This is a genomic window from Rhodococcus opacus, from assembly GCF_012396235.1.
GTDB classification, from domain to species: domain Bacteria; phylum Actinomycetota; class Actinomycetes; order Mycobacteriales; family Mycobacteriaceae; genus Rhodococcus_F; species Rhodococcus_F opacus.
Window position 1 is genome coordinate 257,987 of record NZ_JAAXPA010000007.1, and the last position, 15,929, is coordinate 273,915.

At 66.6% G+C, this 15,929-nt stretch carries 16 protein-coding genes; 7 read left to right on the forward strand and 9 right to left on the reverse strand.

Annotated features, from left to right (window positions below; genetic code table 11):
- Window positions 1-41 precede the first annotated feature (41 nt).
- Window positions 42-1,106, forward strand: coding sequence for a LacI family DNA-binding transcriptional regulator (locus HGB39_RS12005; RefSeq protein ID WP_005256849.1), 1,065 nt, complete (start codon window positions 42-44; stop codon window positions 1,104-1,106).
- A 1-nt stretch (window position 1,107) separates the two neighbouring features.
- Here HGB39_RS12005 and HGB39_RS12010 read toward each other — a convergent pair whose 3' ends face one another.
- Window positions 1,108-2,001 (reverse strand): LysR family transcriptional regulator, encoded by an 894-nt coding sequence (locus tag HGB39_RS12010; protein WP_005566524.1) that lies wholly within the window; start codon window positions 1,999-2,001, stop codon window positions 1,108-1,110.
- Between the two features lie 111 nt (window positions 2,002-2,112).
- On the opposite strand from HGB39_RS12010, the gene HGB39_RS12015 reads away from it, so the two are divergent.
- Together HGB39_RS12015 and HGB39_RS12020 are read left to right on the forward strand one after the other, a co-directional pair.
- Entirely contained in the window at window positions 2,113-3,603 is a 1,491-nt protein-coding gene (locus HGB39_RS12015; RefSeq protein WP_168442927.1) for a CoA-acylating methylmalonate-semialdehyde dehydrogenase, read from the forward strand.
- A gap of 12 nt (window positions 3,604-3,615) precedes the next feature.
- On the forward strand, window positions 3,616-4,782 hold the full coding sequence (locus tag HGB39_RS12020; RefSeq protein ID WP_005574877.1) for an iron-containing alcohol dehydrogenase: 1,167 nt from the start codon (window positions 3,616-3,618) through the stop codon (window positions 4,780-4,782).
- Here the strand turns inward: HGB39_RS12020 and HGB39_RS12025 are convergent.
- The 3 genes from HGB39_RS12025 to HGB39_RS12035 all read right to left on the reverse strand — a co-directional run bounded on the left by HGB39_RS12025 (window position 4,779) and on the right by HGB39_RS12035 (window position 7,479).
- Entirely contained in the window at window positions 4,779-5,600 is an 822-nt protein-coding gene (locus HGB39_RS12025; RefSeq protein WP_005574876.1) for a PhzF family protein, read from the reverse strand. The two genes, HGB39_RS12020 and HGB39_RS12025, sit on opposite strands and share 4 nt — an antisense overlap.
- A 74-nt stretch (window positions 5,601-5,674) precedes the next feature.
- A complete protein-coding gene (locus HGB39_RS12030) occupies window positions 5,675-6,169 on the reverse strand; it encodes a DUF3830 family protein (protein WP_005244798.1) in 495 nt (164 codons plus the stop codon).
- Window positions 6,170-6,237: 68 nt separating this feature from the next.
- Window positions 6,238-7,479 carry an aspartate aminotransferase family protein gene (locus HGB39_RS12035; protein ID WP_005263864.1) on the reverse strand — a complete coding sequence of 414 codons (1,242 nt, stop codon included), beginning with the start codon at window positions 7,477-7,479 and terminating at the stop codon, window positions 6,238-6,240.
- A gap of 114 nt (window positions 7,480-7,593) precedes the next feature.
- Here HGB39_RS12035 and HGB39_RS12040 point away from each other — a divergent pair, with 114 nt between their 5' ends.
- Window positions 7,594-9,042, forward strand: a complete 1,449-nt coding sequence (locus tag HGB39_RS12040; protein WP_005574874.1) for an NAD-dependent succinate-semialdehyde dehydrogenase — start codon at window positions 7,594-7,596, stop codon at window positions 9,040-9,042.
- A 3-nt stretch (window positions 9,043-9,045) separates the two neighbouring features.
- On the opposite strand, the gene hsaB is transcribed toward HGB39_RS12040, so the two are convergent.
- From hsaB to hsaA, 4 genes are read right to left on the reverse strand one after another with little or no spacing between them, the layout of a single operon-like run.
- A complete protein-coding gene (gene hsaB / locus HGB39_RS12045) occupies window positions 9,046-9,633 on the reverse strand; it encodes a 3-hydroxy-9,10-secoandrosta-1,3,5(10)-triene-9,17-dione monooxygenase reductase subunit (RefSeq protein ID WP_005244804.1) in 588 nt (195 codons plus the stop codon).
- A complete protein-coding gene (gene hsaC, locus HGB39_RS12050) occupies window positions 9,630-10,532 on the reverse strand; it encodes an iron-dependent extradiol dioxygenase HsaC (protein ID WP_005263859.1) in 903 nt (300 codons plus the stop codon). The genes hsaB and hsaC overlap by 4 nt, the downstream gene beginning before the upstream one ends.
- Complete coding sequence (gene hsaD / locus HGB39_RS12055; protein WP_005263857.1) at window positions 10,532-11,410, reverse strand: 4,5:9,10-diseco-3-hydroxy-5,9,17-trioxoandrosta-1(10),2-diene-4-oate hydrolase; 879 nt, start codon at window positions 11,408-11,410, stop codon at window positions 10,532-10,534. The genes hsaC and hsaD overlap by 1 nt, the downstream gene beginning before the upstream one ends.
- 8 nt (window positions 11,411-11,418) lie before the next feature.
- On the reverse strand, window positions 11,419-12,594 hold the full coding sequence (gene hsaA, locus HGB39_RS12060) for a 3-hydroxy-9,10-secoandrosta-1,3,5(10)-triene-9,17-dione monooxygenase oxygenase subunit (protein WP_005574871.1): 1,176 nt from the start codon (window positions 12,592-12,594) through the stop codon (window positions 11,419-11,421).
- 190 nt (window positions 12,595-12,784) lie between these two features.
- On the opposite strand from hsaA, the gene HGB39_RS12065 reads away from it, so the two are divergent.
- From HGB39_RS12065 to HGB39_RS12075, 3 genes are all read left to right on the forward strand, one after another.
- The gene (locus HGB39_RS12065; RefSeq protein ID WP_064080159.1) at window positions 12,785-13,969 is read left to right on the forward strand and encodes a 3-ketosteroid-9-alpha-monooxygenase, oxygenase component; all 1,185 of its coding nucleotides are present in this window, start codon (window positions 12,785-12,787) and stop codon (window positions 13,967-13,969) included.
- 2 nt (window positions 13,970-13,971) lie between these two features.
- Window positions 13,972-14,319: a hypothetical protein gene (locus tag HGB39_RS12070; RefSeq protein WP_005574868.1), complete on the forward strand. Its 348-nt coding sequence runs from the start codon at window positions 13,972-13,974 to the stop codon at window positions 14,317-14,319.
- A 133-nt stretch (window positions 14,320-14,452) separates the two neighbouring features.
- On the forward strand, window positions 14,453-14,830 hold the full coding sequence (locus HGB39_RS12075; protein WP_005574864.1) for a VOC family protein: 378 nt from the start codon (window positions 14,453-14,455) through the stop codon (window positions 14,828-14,830).
- Between the two features lie 39 nt (window positions 14,831-14,869).
- Here the strand turns inward: HGB39_RS12075 and dmpG are convergent, their stop codons facing one another.
- On the reverse strand, window positions 14,870-15,889 hold the full coding sequence (gene dmpG, locus HGB39_RS12080) for a 4-hydroxy-2-oxovalerate aldolase (RefSeq protein ID WP_162130642.1): 1,020 nt from the start codon (window positions 15,887-15,889) through the stop codon (window positions 14,870-14,872).
- Between the last annotated feature and the right edge of the window lie 40 nt (window positions 15,890-15,929).

The window sequence follows — 15,929 nt, forward strand, 5'->3', positions numbered from 1 at the left end:
GGCTGGGCTCGGTAACCGTGCGACGGAGAGGATCGGCATTCGTGACCACGATGCACGACGTCGCCCGAGCGGCAGGCGTGTCGCAGGCCGCGGTCTCGTACGCGTACAACCAGCCCCACAAGCTGTCGGCAGCCCGGCGCGCCCACATCTTCCAGGTGGCCGCGGAACTCGGGTACGCCGGCCCCAACCCCGCGGGCCGCAATCTCCGCACCGGACAGGTCGGTGCGCTGGGGCTGATGATCACCGACTCGCTGCGCTACGCATTCGACGATCCGGCCACCTCGCAGTTGCTGAAGGGCATATCGGAGGTCGGTGAACTCGCCGAGGTCGCGCTGACGCTGCTGCCCTGCCCACTCGAGTCGACCCGGGTGGCCGAGGGATCCGGCGTGCTCGTGCGGGGCGCGGTGGACGGATTCCTCGCGTATGCGATGCCGGACGGCCACCCCGGAATGCAGACGGCGATGAGCCGCCGGCTGCCGATAGTCGTGATCGACGGCCCCAATCCTGGCGGACTGCCGCGCGTCGGGATCCGGGATCGGCAGGCCGCCAAGGAAATCGCGGAGCACGTTCTGTCGCTCGGGCACCGGCGTATCGGGTTTCTCGTCGACCGGCTCGTCCCCGACGGCAAGGGCGGGCCCGTCGACGCCGCCCGCATCCGGGCCGCACGCGACCACGTGATGAAGGAACGCCTCGCCGGATACGCCTCCGCCTGCCGGAAACACACGGTGCCGTGGTCGTCCGCCGTGGTCGTCGAAGCAGGCGGGTTCGACTACGAACTGTCCCGCACCGCCGTCGAGACGCTGCTCGATGCCGGTCCCGTGACCGCCGTGATCGCAGCCTCCGACCTGCTGGCCCTCGCGGCCATCGACGTCGCACAGGAACGTGGACTCCGGGTGCCGCAGGATCTGTCGGTGGTCGGTTTCGACGACATCCCCGCGGCCCGAGCCGCCGGACTCACGACCGTCCGGCAACCGCTCGTCGAGAAGGGCCGCGAGGCCGCGCAACTGCTCCTCGACATCATCGGCGGCGGAGCGGGACGGGAAATCACACTCCCCACCGAGCTCGTCGTCCGGGAGAGCTCCGGACCCGTTCCCGCGGATCGGTGAGTTACCCTACTGCGCCTCGCAGTTCGGGATTGCCGTCGACGATGGAGTAGAGCGCCTCGGTGATCGCCTTCACCCGCGCGAGTCGCGTCAATTCCCGCGGTACCACCAGCCAGTAGGTGCGGTGCGCAATGAAGTCGTCGCGGAGAACCGGCACGAGATCCTCGTCCAGCGCCCCGATGTAGCTCGGCAGCGGCGCGATCCCGACTCCGTGCTTCACGGCCTGGTAGTGGCCCGCAATGTTGTTGGTCTGGATCTGGGCCTGGAAATCCGGAATCAGCGCGTCGAGGATACGCAGCGGTTCGACATCGAGGAACGCATCCACGTACCAGATGAGCGTGTGATGCCGGAGATCCTCGAGTGACGTGATGGGGTCGTGTTGGTCCAGGTAGCGCCGTGACGCGTACAGACGGAGGTCGTACTCGGCCAGTTTGCGGACCACGACGGACCGCGGCGACGGACGCTCGAGGGTGACCGCGATGTCGAAGTCGCGCCCGGTCAGCAGGTCGTGGGTGGTCGACGTGACGAGTTCGGTGAACAGATCGGGGTGCTCGGACCGCAGAGCGGCCAACCCTGGCACCAGCACGAACGACCCGAAGCCGTCGGGAGTGATGATGCGGACGGTGCCCGTCAGCCCGCCCAGGGACGACGTTTCGTCGAGAGCGGCGAGCACCGCGGATTCCACCGCCTCCGCGTGGGGAACCAGTCGCCGGCCCGCTTCGGTGAGCTGCCACCCCGATACGCCACGATCGAAAAGTCTCGTGCCCGTGTCTTTCTCGAGTCGAGTGATTCTCCGCGAGACGGTCGTGTGATCGACACCGAGCCGCTTCGCCGCATCGGCGAGGCGGCCGGTTCTCGACAACTCCAGGAGATAACGCATGTTGTCTGCGGTGAACATCGCCCTCATCCCTGTGCAAAAGTGCAGTCCGAAGTGCCATTTTACTCGTTGACGCAGGCATTGTTGCCCAGCAGACTCGTGGGCACCCCACCTTTCCCAGGAGTGAACCCCATGGCCGTTATCTCGCATTGGCTCAACAACAAGTCCTACCCCGGAACGCGTGTCGATACCGCCCCGGTCACCAATCCGGCGACCGGTGCCGTCACCGGTCAGGTCGCCCTGGCCGGCGTCGAGGATGCCCGCGCCGTGATCGACGCCGCCGCCGCCGCGTTCCCCGCCTGGCGCGACACCTCCCTCGCCAAGCGCACCCAGGTGATCTTCAAGTTCCGGGAACTGCTCAACGCCCGCAAGGGCGAACTCGCGGAGATCATCACCGCCGAGCACGGCAAGGTCGTCTCCGACGCACTCGGTGAGGTCTCCCGCGGCCAGGAAGTCGTCGAATTCGCCTGCGGCATCGCGCACCTGCTCAAGGGCGGCATGACCGAAAACGCCTCCACCAACATCGACGTCTCCTCGATCCGCCAGCCCGTCGGCCCGGTCGGAATCATCTCCCCGTTCAACTTCCCCGCCATGGTCCCGATGTGGTTCTTCCCCATCGCCATCGCCGCCGGCAACACCGTCGTCCTCAAACCGTCCGAGAAGGACCCCACCGCCGCGATCTGGATGGCCGAACTCTGGGCCGAAGCCGGCCTGCCCGCCGGGGTGTTCAACGTCCTGCAGGGCGACAAGACCGCCGTCGACGAACTGCTCACCCACCCCGCCATCAAGGCCATCAGCTTCGTCGGCTCCACCCCCATCGCCCAATACGTCTACGCCACCGGCACCGCCCACGGCAAACGCGTCCAAGCCCTCGGTGGGGCGAAGAACCACGCCATCGTCCTCCCGGACGCCGACCTCGACCTCGCCGCCGACGCCATGGTCAACGCCGGCTTCGGCTCCGCCGGCGAACGCTGCATGGCCATCAGCGCCCTGGTCGCGGTCGGCGACATCGCCGACGAGTTGGTCGCCAAGATCAAGGACCGCACCGACACCCTCGAGATCGGCGACGGCACCCTCGATTCCGACATGGGACCGCTGGTGACCAAGGTGCACCGCGACAAGGTCGCCTCCTACATCGACGCCGGCGAAGGCGCTGGGGCGACGATTGTCGTCGACGGGCGCACCGTGCAGGCAAACGGCGGTGCGGACGGGTTCTGGCTCGGCCCGACCCTGATCGACCACGTCACCACCGACATGAGTGTGTACACCGACGAAATCTTCGGACCCGTCCTCTCCGTGATCCGCGTCGAGTCCTACGACGAGGCCCTGGAACTGGTGAACTCCAGCCCGTTCGGCAACGGCACCGCCATCTTCACCAACGACGGCGGCGCCGCCCGACGGTTCCAGAACGAGGTCGAGGTCGGCATGGTCGGCATCAACGTCCCCATCCCCGTCCCCATGGCGTACTACTCCTTCGGCGGCTGGAAGAACTCCCTCTTCGGCGACACCCACGCCCACGGCACCGAAGGCGTGCACTTCTTCACCCGCGGCAAGGTCGTCACCACCCGCTGGCTCGACCCCAGCCACGGCGGACTCAACCTCGGCTTCCCCCAGAACAACTAAGGAACCTCTCCCATGACCGCACATCTCTCACTCCCCCGTTTCGCCAGGATCGGGGCCGGAGCAGTCGACGAGATCGGCTCGGTTGTCGACCAATTGGGTCTGCAGAGGCCGGTTCTCGTCACCGACTCCTATCTGACCGGCACAGGCGCGGCCGACCGGATCATGACCCTCCTCAGGTCCGCGGGCAAGGAGCCGGCACTGTTCTCCGGCACCGTGCCCGACCCCACCACCGATTCCCTGGAGGAAGGGCTGAGGATCGTCGCCGAACACAACGCGGATTCGGTGATCGGGTTCGGCGGCGGCAGTCCGATGGACACCGCGAAGGCACTGGCCGTGCTGTCCGCGAACGGCGGCGAAATGCGGTCGTACAAGGCACCCCACGTGTACACCGGGAAGGCGCTGCCGATCATCGCGATACCGACCACCGCCGGAAGCGGCTCGGAGGCGACGCAATTCACCGTCATCAGCGACAGCGCTTCCGACGAGAAGATGCTGTGCCCGGGGCTTTCCTTCCTGCCGATCGCCGCGATCGTGGATTTCGAACTCACGATGTCGATGCCGCCGCGGTTGACCGCCGACACCGGAATCGATGCGCTCACCCACGCCATCGAGGCATACGTCAGCAGGAAGGCCCAGCCGTTCACCGACGGACTCGCGCTCTCCGCGATCCGCACGATTGGTAAGCACATCGGCACGGCGTACGCGGACGGTGAAGACCGCACCGCGAGAGAAGCGATGATGGTCGCGTCCATGCAGGCCGGTATGGCGTTCTCCAACTCGAGCGTGGCGCTGGTACACGGGATGAGCAGGCCGATCGGTGCGCATTTCCATGTCGCACACGGACTGTCGAATGCCATGCTGCTTCCGGCGATCACTGCGTTCTCCGTGAAGGGAGCGGAGAGCCGCTACGCCGACTGCGCGCGTGCGTTCGGCGCTGCACCGGAATCGGCGGGCGATTCCGTCGCCGCGCAGTTCCTCGTCGAGACCCTGACGTCGCTGTGTCACGACCTGAAGGTTCCGACGCCGCTCGCCTACGGGATCGACCGTGATGCCTGGGACGGCCTCATTCCGTTGATGGCAGAGCAGGCGCTGGCGTCCGGATCGCCCGGCAACAATCCGGTCGTGCCCACCGCCGGCCAGATCGAGACGCTGTATTCGGAGGTCTTCAGCCAGCGCTAGAACTCGACGGTGCCCCGGAGGTACCGCCGGTACGCCCCGGACAGGTGGACGCGGTCGCCGCGCACCTCGCAGTGCACGGTTCCACCCCGCGCCGACAGTTGGCGTCCGACGAGGCTGTTTCGGCCCAGGACGTCAGCCCAGTACGGCGCGATCTGCGAGTGCGCGGACCCCGTCACCGGGTCCTCCTGCACGCCGGCCGCGGCGCCGAACCATCGCGACACGAAGTCGAGTCCCTCGACGTCGGATGCTGCGGTGACGACGATGCCCCGCACCTTCAGCGGGCTGATCACGGCGAAGTCGGGGGCCATCGACGCGATGTCGTGTTCGGATTCCGCGACGAACACGAGGTCGGTGGCCTTCAGGCACTCCCGCACCGGAATGCCGAGTGCTGCGACGATCCGGGGATCGGCCGCGATCGGCACCGGCGGCTCGGCCGGGAAATCCATCACCAGTTTCCCGTCCGATCCACGGTCGACGTGCAGCCAACCGCTGCGCGTCCAGAACTGGATGCGGGCGGCGTCCGGGTGCACGTCCTCGAGGATCTGCGCGGCAGTGGCGAGGGTGGCATGGCCGCACAGGTCCACCTCGACGGCAGGGGTGAACCATCGCAGGTGATACGCCGGATATTCCGGGTCGTGGGGCCCCGCGTCCACGGGAAGCCGGGCGGTGTAGAACGCCGTCTCGGACAGATTGTTCTCTTCGGCGAGTTGCTGAAGAACCGAGTCGTCCAGCCAGTCGGTCAGCGGCATGACCGCCGCCGGGTTGCCCTCGAAGGGTCCGGCGGCGAATGCGTCGATCTGATAGATGTCCAGCTTCATATCGTCCGATGGTGGTGGACGCCCCGGCGCTCGTCGAGGGCCATCCCGCACACTCTGGACCGGTCGCGCCGGCGTCAGGCCCGCGCGAAGCTCATCGTCTCGCCTTCGACGCCGCGCATCCACAGGTCGTTGCACGCGGCCGCCAATTCCGGCAGTCCCTCCTCGATGGCGGCGAACACGTTGCCGGGCACCCAGCCGACGTCGCCGTTGAGCAGGAGATTGTTGCGGCCGTAGAAGATCGCGAGGTCGGTGGCGCCCTGCGCGGCGTGCGCCTCGGAGCCCGGCTCGTACCCGTAGGCCGAGTTGCCGATTTCCCAGGGCTCGAAGTCGAACAGGCACACGTCACCGGGAATCGGTGTGACGGTGGGATTTTCCCGCCGCGGTGCCGCGGTGATCCGCGGGATCAGCGTATACACCTCGTTGCGCGCGTACTTGGCGTGGTACGCGTCGCCGCTCTGTGGAAGCACGTCCCACACCGCGTCGCACGTGAGTGGTGCGTCCTCGTCGAGAAGCCGGGCACGGCAGGTCACGCCGCGCTTGTCCAGGCTGATGGTGATGTAGCGAGCCACAGGTCCTCCTTCGGAGCCCGTGAGTACTTGTTAACCGCCCGCGGTTAACAAGTACTCACGGGTGCTTGTCACACTTCGTCGAGTACTTCGGACCAGATCTTCAGGGCGTCCTCGATCTGTTCCGCCGTCACGATGAGCGGTGGAATCATCCGTACCACGTTCATGTGGGCGCCGCAGGTCAACAGCAGCAGCCCCTTCTTCGCGGCCAGTTGCTGCGCCGCAGCCGCTTTCGCACGGTCCGCGCTGCCGTCGGCGGCCGTGAACTCGCTGCCCACGAGCAGTCCGAGGCCACGGACGTCGCCGATCCCGTCGATGGCGCGCGTGCGCGCACCGTCGAGCAACTGGACACCCCGCGCGGCGGCGTTGGCCACGAGATCTTCCTTCTCGATCACCTCGAGCGTCGCGACCGCGGCCGCGCAGGACACGGCATTGCCGCCGTACGTTCCACCCTGCGACCCCGGCCAGCCCTTGGCCATGAGCTCCTCGGACGCCGCGATGCCCGACAACGGGAAGCCGCTGGCCAGACCCTTGGCGATGGTGATGATGTCGGGCCGGACGTCGAAGTGCTGGTGCCCGAAGAACTTGCCGGTGCGGCCGAAACCGGTCTGGATCTCGTCGATGACGAGCAGGATGCCGTACCGGTCGGCGCGCTCGCGGAGCCCTTGGAAGAACGCGGTGTTGCCGGGCACGTACCCGCCCTCACCGAGAACGGGCTCGACGACGAACGCCGCCGTCTCGTTCGGCGCGGTGAGCGTCGCGAAGATGTAGTCGAGTTCCTTCAGCGCGAACGCGGTCGCCTCCTCCTCGGACCAGCCGTAGCGGTAGGCGTTGGGGAACGGTGCCACGTGCACGCCGCCCATCAACGGGCTGAAGCCGGCGGAGAATCGGGTGCCGGACGTGGTCATCGTCGCCGTCGCGACCGTGCGTCCGTGGAATCCGCCGTGGAAGACGATCACGTTGGGGCGGCCGGTCGCCTGCCGCGACAGTCGTAGCGACGCCTCCACCGCCTCACTTCCTGAGTTCGCGAAGAACAGCGAGTCGAGGCCCGCGGGCAGCACCGATCCCAGTCGATCGACGAGCTCGAGCATCGGCTGGTGCATGACCGTCGTGTACTGGCCGTGGATCAGGGACCCGACCTGCCTGCGTGCGGCCTCCACGACGTGCGGGTGGCAGTGCCCGGTACTGGTGACGCCGATGCCCGCGGTGAAGTCGAGATAGCGCCTGCCGTCGGTGCCGTAGAGGTAGCAACCTTCACCGTGATCGACCGTCACGGGTGTGGCCTGAGCGAGCAGTGGAGATAGCCGAGTCACGAGAACCCTCCCACGCGTAGATGCCGGCGGATGTCGGCAAGTGCATTGTCAGATTGTTGACAATCTGTATAACATGGGGACCGTCCCTTCGGCAATGGAGAACGGGGAAAAATCATGCTCGAGGAAGCAGCAATCGCATCGGTGCAGACCGGCCTGTTCATCGGCGGCAAGTGGCGCGACAGCGCACGCACCATGCCGGTCCACGACCCGTCCACCGGACAGATCCTGTGCACGGTCGCCGACGCCGACGCCGCGGAGGCCCGCGAGGCGCTCGACGCGGCGGTGGCGGCGCAACCGTCGTGGGCGGCCACGACCCCCCGCGAACGCAGCACCATCCTCATGAACGCGCACCGGCTGCTGCTCGAGAACGTCGACCGGCTCGCGCTGGTCATGACGCTCGAGATGGGCAAGCCACTCACCGAGGCGCGGGGCGAAATCGCCTACGCCGCAGAGTTCTTCCGCTGGTTCGCCGAGGAGGCCGTCCGCATCGACGGCGGCTACATGACGGCGCCCGGCGGCGGGTCGCGGTTCCTCGTGACCCGCCAGCCCGTGGGGCCGAGCCTGCTCATCACCCCGTGGAACTTCCCGATGGCGATGGGCACCCGCAAGATCGGGCCCGCGATCGCCGCCGGGTGCACGTCCGTCATCAAGCCGGCAGCCCAGACGCCGCTGTCGATCCTGGCCCTCGCCGACATCCTCACCGAGGCCGGGCTGCCGGACGGCGTCGTCAACGTCGTCACCACGTCCAGCCCCGACGAGGTGATCACCCCCCTCATCCTCGACGGCAGGGCCCGCAAGCTCTCGTTCACCGGTTCGACCAAGGTCGGGAAGCATCTGCTCGAACTGTGCGCCCGCACGGTCATGCGCACGTCCATGGAACTCGGCGGCAACGCGCCGTTCCTCGTCTTCGACGACGCGAATCTCGACGACGCCGTCGACGGGGCCATGGCGGCGAAGATGCGCAACATCGGCCAGGCCTGCACGGCTGCCAACCGAATCCTCGTGCACAGTTCGGTCGCCGAGGAATTCACCCGCAAACTCACGCAACGAATGGAGGCCCTGCCCGTCGGGCGCGGCACCGAGGACGGCGTCGTCGTCGGACCGCTGATCGACGAGGCTGCCGTCGCGAAGGTGAGCAGTCTCGTCGCGGACGCGATCGACCGCGGCGCCTCGGTGCTCACCGGCGGCGAGGCACTCGACCGGCCGGGCAACTTCTACCCGGCGACGGTCCTGACGGGTGTGCCCGACGACGCCGAGATGTGCCACAACGAGATCTTCGGACCGGTGGCCGCGATCAGCACGTTCGAGACCGAGGCCGAGGCCGTCGAACGGGCCAACGACACCCCGTACGGGCTGGTGGCCTACGTGTACACCGAGAGCCTCAAGCGCGGCATCCGTGTGTGCGAGGCGCTGGAGTCGGGCATGGTCGGGCTCAACCAGGGTGTGGTGTCGAACCCGGCCGCGCCGTTCGGCGGCGTGAAGGAATCCGGGCTCGGACGCGAAGGCGGGACCACCGGCATCGACGAATTCCTCGAGACGAAGTACATCGGTGTCGCCGTCTAGCAACTAGAGCCAGGTGTCTTCCGACGACGTCGTGAGGAACGCCTCGAGGTCGTCGCGCCACGGCGCAGGCACGGTCTTGTCCGGTTCGATGCCGGTGTACTGCCCGCGGTAGAACAGCAACGGTCGCTCCTCCCTGATCTCGCTCAGGGAGGAGACCCGGCCGAACGCGACCCAGTGGTCGCCGCCGTCGTGCACGCTCTCGAGCGAGCAGTCGATGTGGGCGAGCGAGCCGGTGAGGATCGGCGAGCCCAGCGGCGACTCCGTCCAGTCGATCCCGGCGAACTTGTCCGGGTCCCGGGAACCGAAACGGGCGCACGTCGACTGTTGTTCCTCCGCGAGCACGTTGACACAGAAGATGCCGCTGCGCTCGATCGCCGCCCACGACCGCGACGTCTTGGTCGGGCAGAACAGCACGAGCGGGGGTTCGAGCGACAGCGCGGCGAACGACTGGCACGCGAACCCCACGGGCACGCCGTCGTCGATCGTCGTGATGATGGTGACGCCGGTGCAGAACTGGCCGAGCACCGTCCGGAACCGTCGCGGATCGATCGCCTCGGCCGCGACGGCCCCGTCCCCGGTCACCTCGCTCACGGCTGCATCCCGACGCTGAAGTCGTGACCCCACAGGCTGACGGCCGTGCTCTCCCTCGCGATCCAGCTCTCGTCCTCCACCTGGCGTCCCTCGCAACCGAATTCGATGTCGAAGCCGCCGGGGGTCTTCATGTAGAACGACAGCATCAGGTCGTTGACGTGGCGGCCGAGCGTGGCCGACATCTTGACCTTCTTGCGGAGCGCGCGGTCGAGGCACAATCCGACGTCGTCGGAGTTCTCGACCTCGATCATCAGGTGCACGATGCCGCTCGGCGTCGGCATCGGCAGGAACGCGAGGCTGTGGTGCCGCGGGTTGCAGCCGAAGAACCGCAACCACGCCGGCTTGCCGTCCGCCGGCCGCCCGACCATCTGCGGGGGCAACCGCATCGAATCGCGCAGGCGGAAACCGAGGACGTCGCGGTAGAAGCGCAGCGACGCCTCGTCGTCCGTGGTCGAAAGGACGACGTGTCCGAGGCCCTGCTCACCGGTGACGAACTTGTGCCCGTACGGGCTGACCACCCGGCGATGCTCCAGGGCCGCGCCGTGGAACGCCTCGAGCGTGTTGCCCGACGGGTCCTCGAACGTGATCAGCTCGTCGACCCTGCGGTCCTGCAGCTGCTCGGCCGTCCCCTCCTTGAATGCGACGCCGGCCGCCGACAGGTTGTCGCGGACCTCCTGCAGCTCCGCGGCATTGGCCGTCTCCCAGCCCGACACCGACAGCCGGTCCTGCTCCCCCGGGAAGATCACGAGGCGAGCCGGGAAGTCGTCCATCCGCAGATACAGGGCGTCCGGGTCGGAGCCCTTGCCCTCGACCATGCCGAGCACCTTGAGACCGTATTCGCGCCACGCGGCCATGTCGGTGGCCTCGATGCGCATGTATGCCAGTGAACGAATACTCATCACTTACCCCCGTCCAGAAGGAAATCGGTTGCCAGACGGTTGAACTCGTCGAACTTCTCCAGCTGCGCCCAGTGGCCGCACCCGCCGAAGACGTGCAACTGTGCCCGCGGAATCATCTTCAGCGCCACCAGCGCCCCGTCGAGCGGGTTGACCCGGTCTTCGCGCCCCCAGATCAGCAGCACCCGCTGGCGCAGCTTGTACGCCTCGCGCCACAGCATTCCCAGCTCGAAGTCGGCCGAGGAGAACGACTTTCCCATCGCCTTGGCGGCGGCGAGCGACTCGGGTGTGCTCGCCGCGGCGAAACGTTCGTCGATCAGTTCGTCGGTGATCAACTTCTGGTCGAACACCATGATGCGCAGGAACGCCTCGAGGTTCTCCCGGGTGGGTTGGTAGCCGAACTTGCCGAGGTTCTTGACGCCCTCGGTCGGGTCCGGGGCGAACAGGTTGACGCTGAGTCCGCCCGGGCCCATGAGCACCAGCCGGCCCGCGCGGTCCGGGTAGTCCAGCGCGAAACGCACTGCGGCACCGCCACCGAGGGAGTTGCCGAGCAGGTGGACACGCCCGCCGATGTCGAGGGTGTCGAGCAGATCCTTCAACGCGGACGCGCTGTGCACGAAGTACTGCGGGTGCTCGGTCGGCTTGTCCGACAACCCGTACCCCGGCTGGTCGACGGCGAGCACGTGGAACTTCTCGGCGAGAACCGGGATGTTCCTGGCGAAGTTCGACCACGACGAAGCGCCCGGCCCGCCGCCGTGCAGCAGCACGATCGTGGTGTCGTTGCCGACCCCGGCCTCGTGGTAGTGCAACTTCAGGTCGGGCCGGACCTGGGCGAACTTCGAGGTGGACTCGAACGTGAGGGCCTCTTCGGTAGTCGTCACGTGTTCTCCTAGACCATCGTGTCGGTGATGGGCAGACCGAATTCGCCTGTGCCGTACATGACGTAGGCGCGCTCGGGATCGTTTGCCGCGTGGACGCGTCCGGCGTGCGCGTCCCGCCAGAAACGCTGCAGCGGCGTGCCGTTGGCCAGCGCGGTGGCCCCCGAGCTCTCGAACAGTTTGTCGATGGACGAAATGGCGCGGCCCGTGGCGCGCACCTGGTCGCGGCGTGCCCGCAGCCGCAGCTCGAACGGCACTTCTTCACCCGCGACGAGCAGTGCGTATTCGTCGGCGACGTTCCCCGACAGCTGGCGCCAGGCGGCGTCGATGTCACTCGAGGCCTCGGCGATGCGAACCTTGGCGAACGGGTCGTCTTTCGCCTTCTCACCGGCGAACGCTGCGCGGACGCGCTTGCCCTGATGTTCGACGTGCGCGTCGTAGGCGCCGTAGGCCATCCCGACGATCGGCACGGAGATGGTGGTGGGATGGATTGTTCCCCAGGGCATCTTGTAGACGGGCGCGGTGTTGCGCTCGAGCCCGGGAGCGGTGAGGTTGCTCATCGCCTTGAAGCTGAGAACGCGGTGCGTCGGGACGAAGACGTCCTCCACCACCACGGTGTTGCTGCCGGTTCCGCGAAGTCCCACGACATTCCACACGTCGTCGATCCGGTAGTCCTCGCGCGGAATCAGGAAGCTGACGAAGTCGACGGGGCGGCCGTCCTTGATGACGGGCCCACCGAGCACCGCCCAGCTGGCGTGATCACAGCCGGACGACCAGGCCCAGGCACCGTTTACCGTGTATCCGCCGTCGACGACCTGGCCGGCGCCCATCGGCGCATACGAGGACGAGATGCGGACGTCGGTGTCGTTGCCCCACACGTCTTCCTGAGCCTGCTGCGAGAACAGCGCGAGGTGCCAGTTGTGGACACCGATGATCGACGAGACCCAGCCGGTGGAACCGCAGGCGCTCGCGATCTTCCGCACCGCGGAGTAGAACAGCACCGGATCCGCCTGGTAGCCACCCCACTGTTCGGGCTGGAGCAACCGGAAGAATCCGGTCTCCTGGAGCGCCTTCATGGAATCGTCGGGGATACGACGTAGATCCTCGGTCTCCTGCGCACGCTCTCGCAGCGTCGGCAGTAGTGCGTCGAGCCGCTGCATCACCTCGTGACTGTCATGGTCACCCACAGGACGCTCCTGTCTCGTTCGATGGTTCACTTATCTTCTGAGACTAGAACACGTTCCCATTTATGTCGAGATACCGGTAAAGGTGCTGTTTGACGGCCCGGGTCTGGAAGAAAGCCCCCGAAAATCTGGCGGATCGTGTCGAAGTTCTATAACGTGTTCTACTAACAGCATGAAGGGATGTGAGGGCACAATGGCGCAGATTCGCGAGATCGATGTGGGCACGGTCCAGACCCGCTTCGCGCGTGGTTGGCACTGCCTCGGTTTGACCAAGACGTTCAAGGACGGCAAACCGCATTCGATCGAGGCATTCGGCACCAAACTCGTCGTCTTCGCCGACAGCAAGGGCGAACTGAAGGTTCTGGACGCGTATTGCCGGCACATGGGCGGCGACCTGTCGCAGGGCACCGTGAAGGGCGACTCCGTGGCCTGCCCGTTCCACGACTGGCGCTGGGGCGGCAACGGCAAGTGCACCAGCATTCCCTACGCACGCCGGGTTCCCCCGATCGCCCGCACCCGGGCGTGGCTCACCCTCGAGCAGAACGGCCAGCTGTTCGTCTGGAACGACCCGGAGGGCAATCCCCCGCCGGAGAACGTGACCATCCCCCGCATCGAGGGCGCCTACAGCGACGAATGGACCGACTGGACCTGGAACTCGATGCTGATCGAAGGGTCCAACTGCCGCGAGATCATCGACAACGTGGTCGACATGGCGCACTTCTTCTACATCCACTACGCGTTCCCGACGTACTTCAAGAACGTCTTCGAAGGCCACATCGCAACGCAGTACCTCAACACGAAGGGTCGCCCGGACGTCGGGATGGCGACGCAGTACGGCATGGAATCGCTGCTGCGCTCCGAGGCCGCGTACTACGGGCCGTCCTACATGATCAATCCGCTGTGGAACAGCTACGGCGGGTACGAGGTCGAGAGCGTCCTCATCAACTGCCACTATCCGGTGACGAACAATTCGTTCATGCTCCAGTACGGCGTCACCGTCAAGAAGCCGACCGGCATCGACGACGAAACCGCCGACAAGCTGGCCGCGAAGTTCACCGAGGGCATCGCCGAGGGATTCCTGCAGGACGTCGAGATCTGGAAGAACAAGACCAAGATCGACAACCCCCTGCTCTGCGACGAGGACGGTCCGGTCTACCAGCTGCGACGCTGGTACGACCAGTTCTACGTCGACGTCGCCGACGTCACCGACAAGATGACGCAGCGCTTCGAGTTCGAGGTCGACACCACCAAGGCCAACGAAGCCTGGCAGCACGAGGTCGAGGAGAACCTGGCCCGTCAGAAGGCCGAACGCGAGGCCGCGGAGCGGTCCGAAAGCACGACTGCGGAGCGGTCCGCGAACCGGGAAGCGCAGGTCTGATCATGAGTGCCTCGACCGAATGGGCCAAAGCTCCCGACTTCGCCGGGCAGCCTGCTCGGCTCGAGGCCATTCAAGCGCAAACGTTGGCCGACAAGGCCAATTACCTCGACGACGGCATGAACGAAGTCGAGTGCCGTACGTGCGGAACCTGTGTGCTGGTGCGCAAGAACAGCCTCGAGCACACGAGCGTCCAGTGGACGGACGACCCTGCGAAGACGTGCCCGACGTTCCGGGACGCCGTCGGCGAGGGACAGTCCACCGCGCTCCGCGAGGGGTGCCCGCGACTGTGGGACAGCATCAACCACGCGGTGATGGAGGGGTTCATCGACGTGCGGGATCGCGTCGAATAGTCGTCGGTACCGCTGCGGCGGATGCGTCGCCCGATGTGACATTCGTGCAGTCAGGCTGCACGAATGTCACATTGGGCGCTTAGGCTGGATGTGCCGTCGGATCCGGCGGTTCCAGCCGAGCCGGAGGCGCGCCATGACAGGCCGAATCGTGCACTTCGAGATCCCCTTCGACGACGGTGACCGCGCACGAGCGTTCTATCGGGACGCATTCGGGTGGGCCATCGCCGAGATCCCCGACATGGACTACAGCATGGTCACCACCGGACCCGTCGGTGAGAGCGGCATGCCCGACGAACCGGGTTACATCAACGGCGGCATGATGCAGCGCGGGGAAGTGACCTCTCCCGTGGTCACCGTCGACGTCGAGAGCATCGAATCCGCCCTCGAACGGATCGAATCCCTCGGTGGCAAGACCGTCACCGGCAGGACCCCCGTCGGGAACATGGGATTCGCCGCATACTTCACCGACTCCGAGGGCAACGTCGTCGGGCTGTGGGAGACCGCCCGCTGACCCGTGAGTACTTATTAACCGCGGGACGTTGATAAGTACTCACAGGCGCTCGCGCTGCAGTTCGAGGGCGATGTCGATGAGCTGATCTTCCTGGCCGCCGACGAGCTTGCGCTTGCCGGCGCGGACGAGGAGTTCGGCGGACGAGACGCCGTACCGTTCGGCCTGGCGTTCGGCGTGCTTGAGGAAGCTCGAGTAGACGCCGGCGTAGCCCATCATCAGCGCCTGACGGTCGAGGAGGCATTCGGCGGGCATCGCCGGACGCACCACGTCCTCGGCGGCGTCGGCGATCGCGAAGAAGTCGATCCCCGTCTTGATACCGATCTTGTCGCACACGCCGACAAACGCCTCGACCGGCGCGTTACCGGCACCGGCGCCGAATCGTCGTGTGCTGCCGTCGATCTGCTTGGCCCCTGCCCGAACGGCGGCGATCGAGTTGGCCACACCGAGTCCGAGGTTCTCGTGACCGTGGAAACCCACCTGGGCGTCCGAGCCGAGTTCCTGCACCAGCGCCTCGACGCGGTCCGACACCTGCTCGAGCACGAGCGCACCTGCGGAGTCGACGACGTACACGCACTGGCAGCCCGCGTCGGCCATGATGCGGGCCTGCTTGGCGAGCTTTTCCGGTGCGATCGAATGCGCCATCATCAGGAAGCCGACGGTCTCGAGACCGCGGTCGCGGGCCAGCCCGAAGTGCTGGATGGACACGTCCGCCTCGGTGCAGTGCGTGGCGATGCGGCAGATCGAGGCGCCGTTGTCCTGGGCGACGATGATGTCGTCCTTGATGCCGAGCCCCGGCAGCATGAGGAAGGCGATCTTCGCGTTCTTCGCCGTGTCGACGGCGATCGAGATGAGTTCCTGCTCCGGGACCTTGGAGAACCCGTAGTTGAACGAGGACCCACCGAGTCCGTCGCCGTGCGTCACCTCGATGACCGGGACCCCGGCGTTGTCGAGCGCACCGACGATGGCCCGGACCTCCTCACCGGTGAATTGGTGCCGCTTGTGGTGCGAACCGTCCCGCAGCGAGGTGTCGGTGACGCGGATGTCCCAACTGCTGCGCATATTTCCCGTCGCTCCGCTCGCCCCGTCGAATTGGACCATA

Excerpts from the sequence above, each read along its gene's own strand:
- HGB39_RS12010 (WP_005566524.1), bottom strand. The coding sequence starts at position 2,001 with ATGTTCACCGCAGACAACATGCGTTATCTCCTGGAGTTGTCGAGAACC.
- HGB39_RS12015 (WP_168442927.1), top strand. The coding sequence starts at position 2,113 with ATGGCCGTTATCTCGCATTGGCTCAACAACAAGTCCTACCCCGGAACG.
- HGB39_RS12020 (WP_005574877.1), top strand. The coding sequence starts at position 3,616 with ATGACCGCACATCTCTCACTCCCCCGTTTCGCCAGGATCGGGGCCGGA.
- HGB39_RS12025 (WP_005574876.1), bottom strand. The coding sequence starts at position 5,600 with ATGAAGCTGGACATCTATCAGATCGACGCATTCGCCGCCGGACCCTTC.
- HGB39_RS12040 (WP_005574874.1), top strand. The coding sequence starts at position 7,594 with ATGCTCGAGGAAGCAGCAATCGCATCGGTGCAGACCGGCCTGTTCATC.
- hsaC (WP_005263859.1), bottom strand. The coding sequence starts at position 10,532 with ATGAGTATTCGTTCACTGGCATACATGCGCATCGAGGCCACCGACATG.
- HGB39_RS12065 (WP_064080159.1), top strand. The coding sequence starts at position 12,785 with ATGGCGCAGATTCGCGAGATCGATGTGGGCACGGTCCAGACCCGCTTC.
- HGB39_RS12070 (WP_005574868.1), top strand. The coding sequence starts at position 13,972 with ATGAGTGCCTCGACCGAATGGGCCAAAGCTCCCGACTTCGCCGGGCAG.
- HGB39_RS12075 (WP_005574864.1), top strand. The coding sequence starts at position 14,453 with ATGACAGGCCGAATCGTGCACTTCGAGATCCCCTTCGACGACGGTGAC.
- dmpG (WP_162130642.1), bottom strand. The coding sequence starts at position 15,889 with ATGCGCAGCAGTTGGGACATCCGCGTCACCGACACCTCGCTGCGGGAC.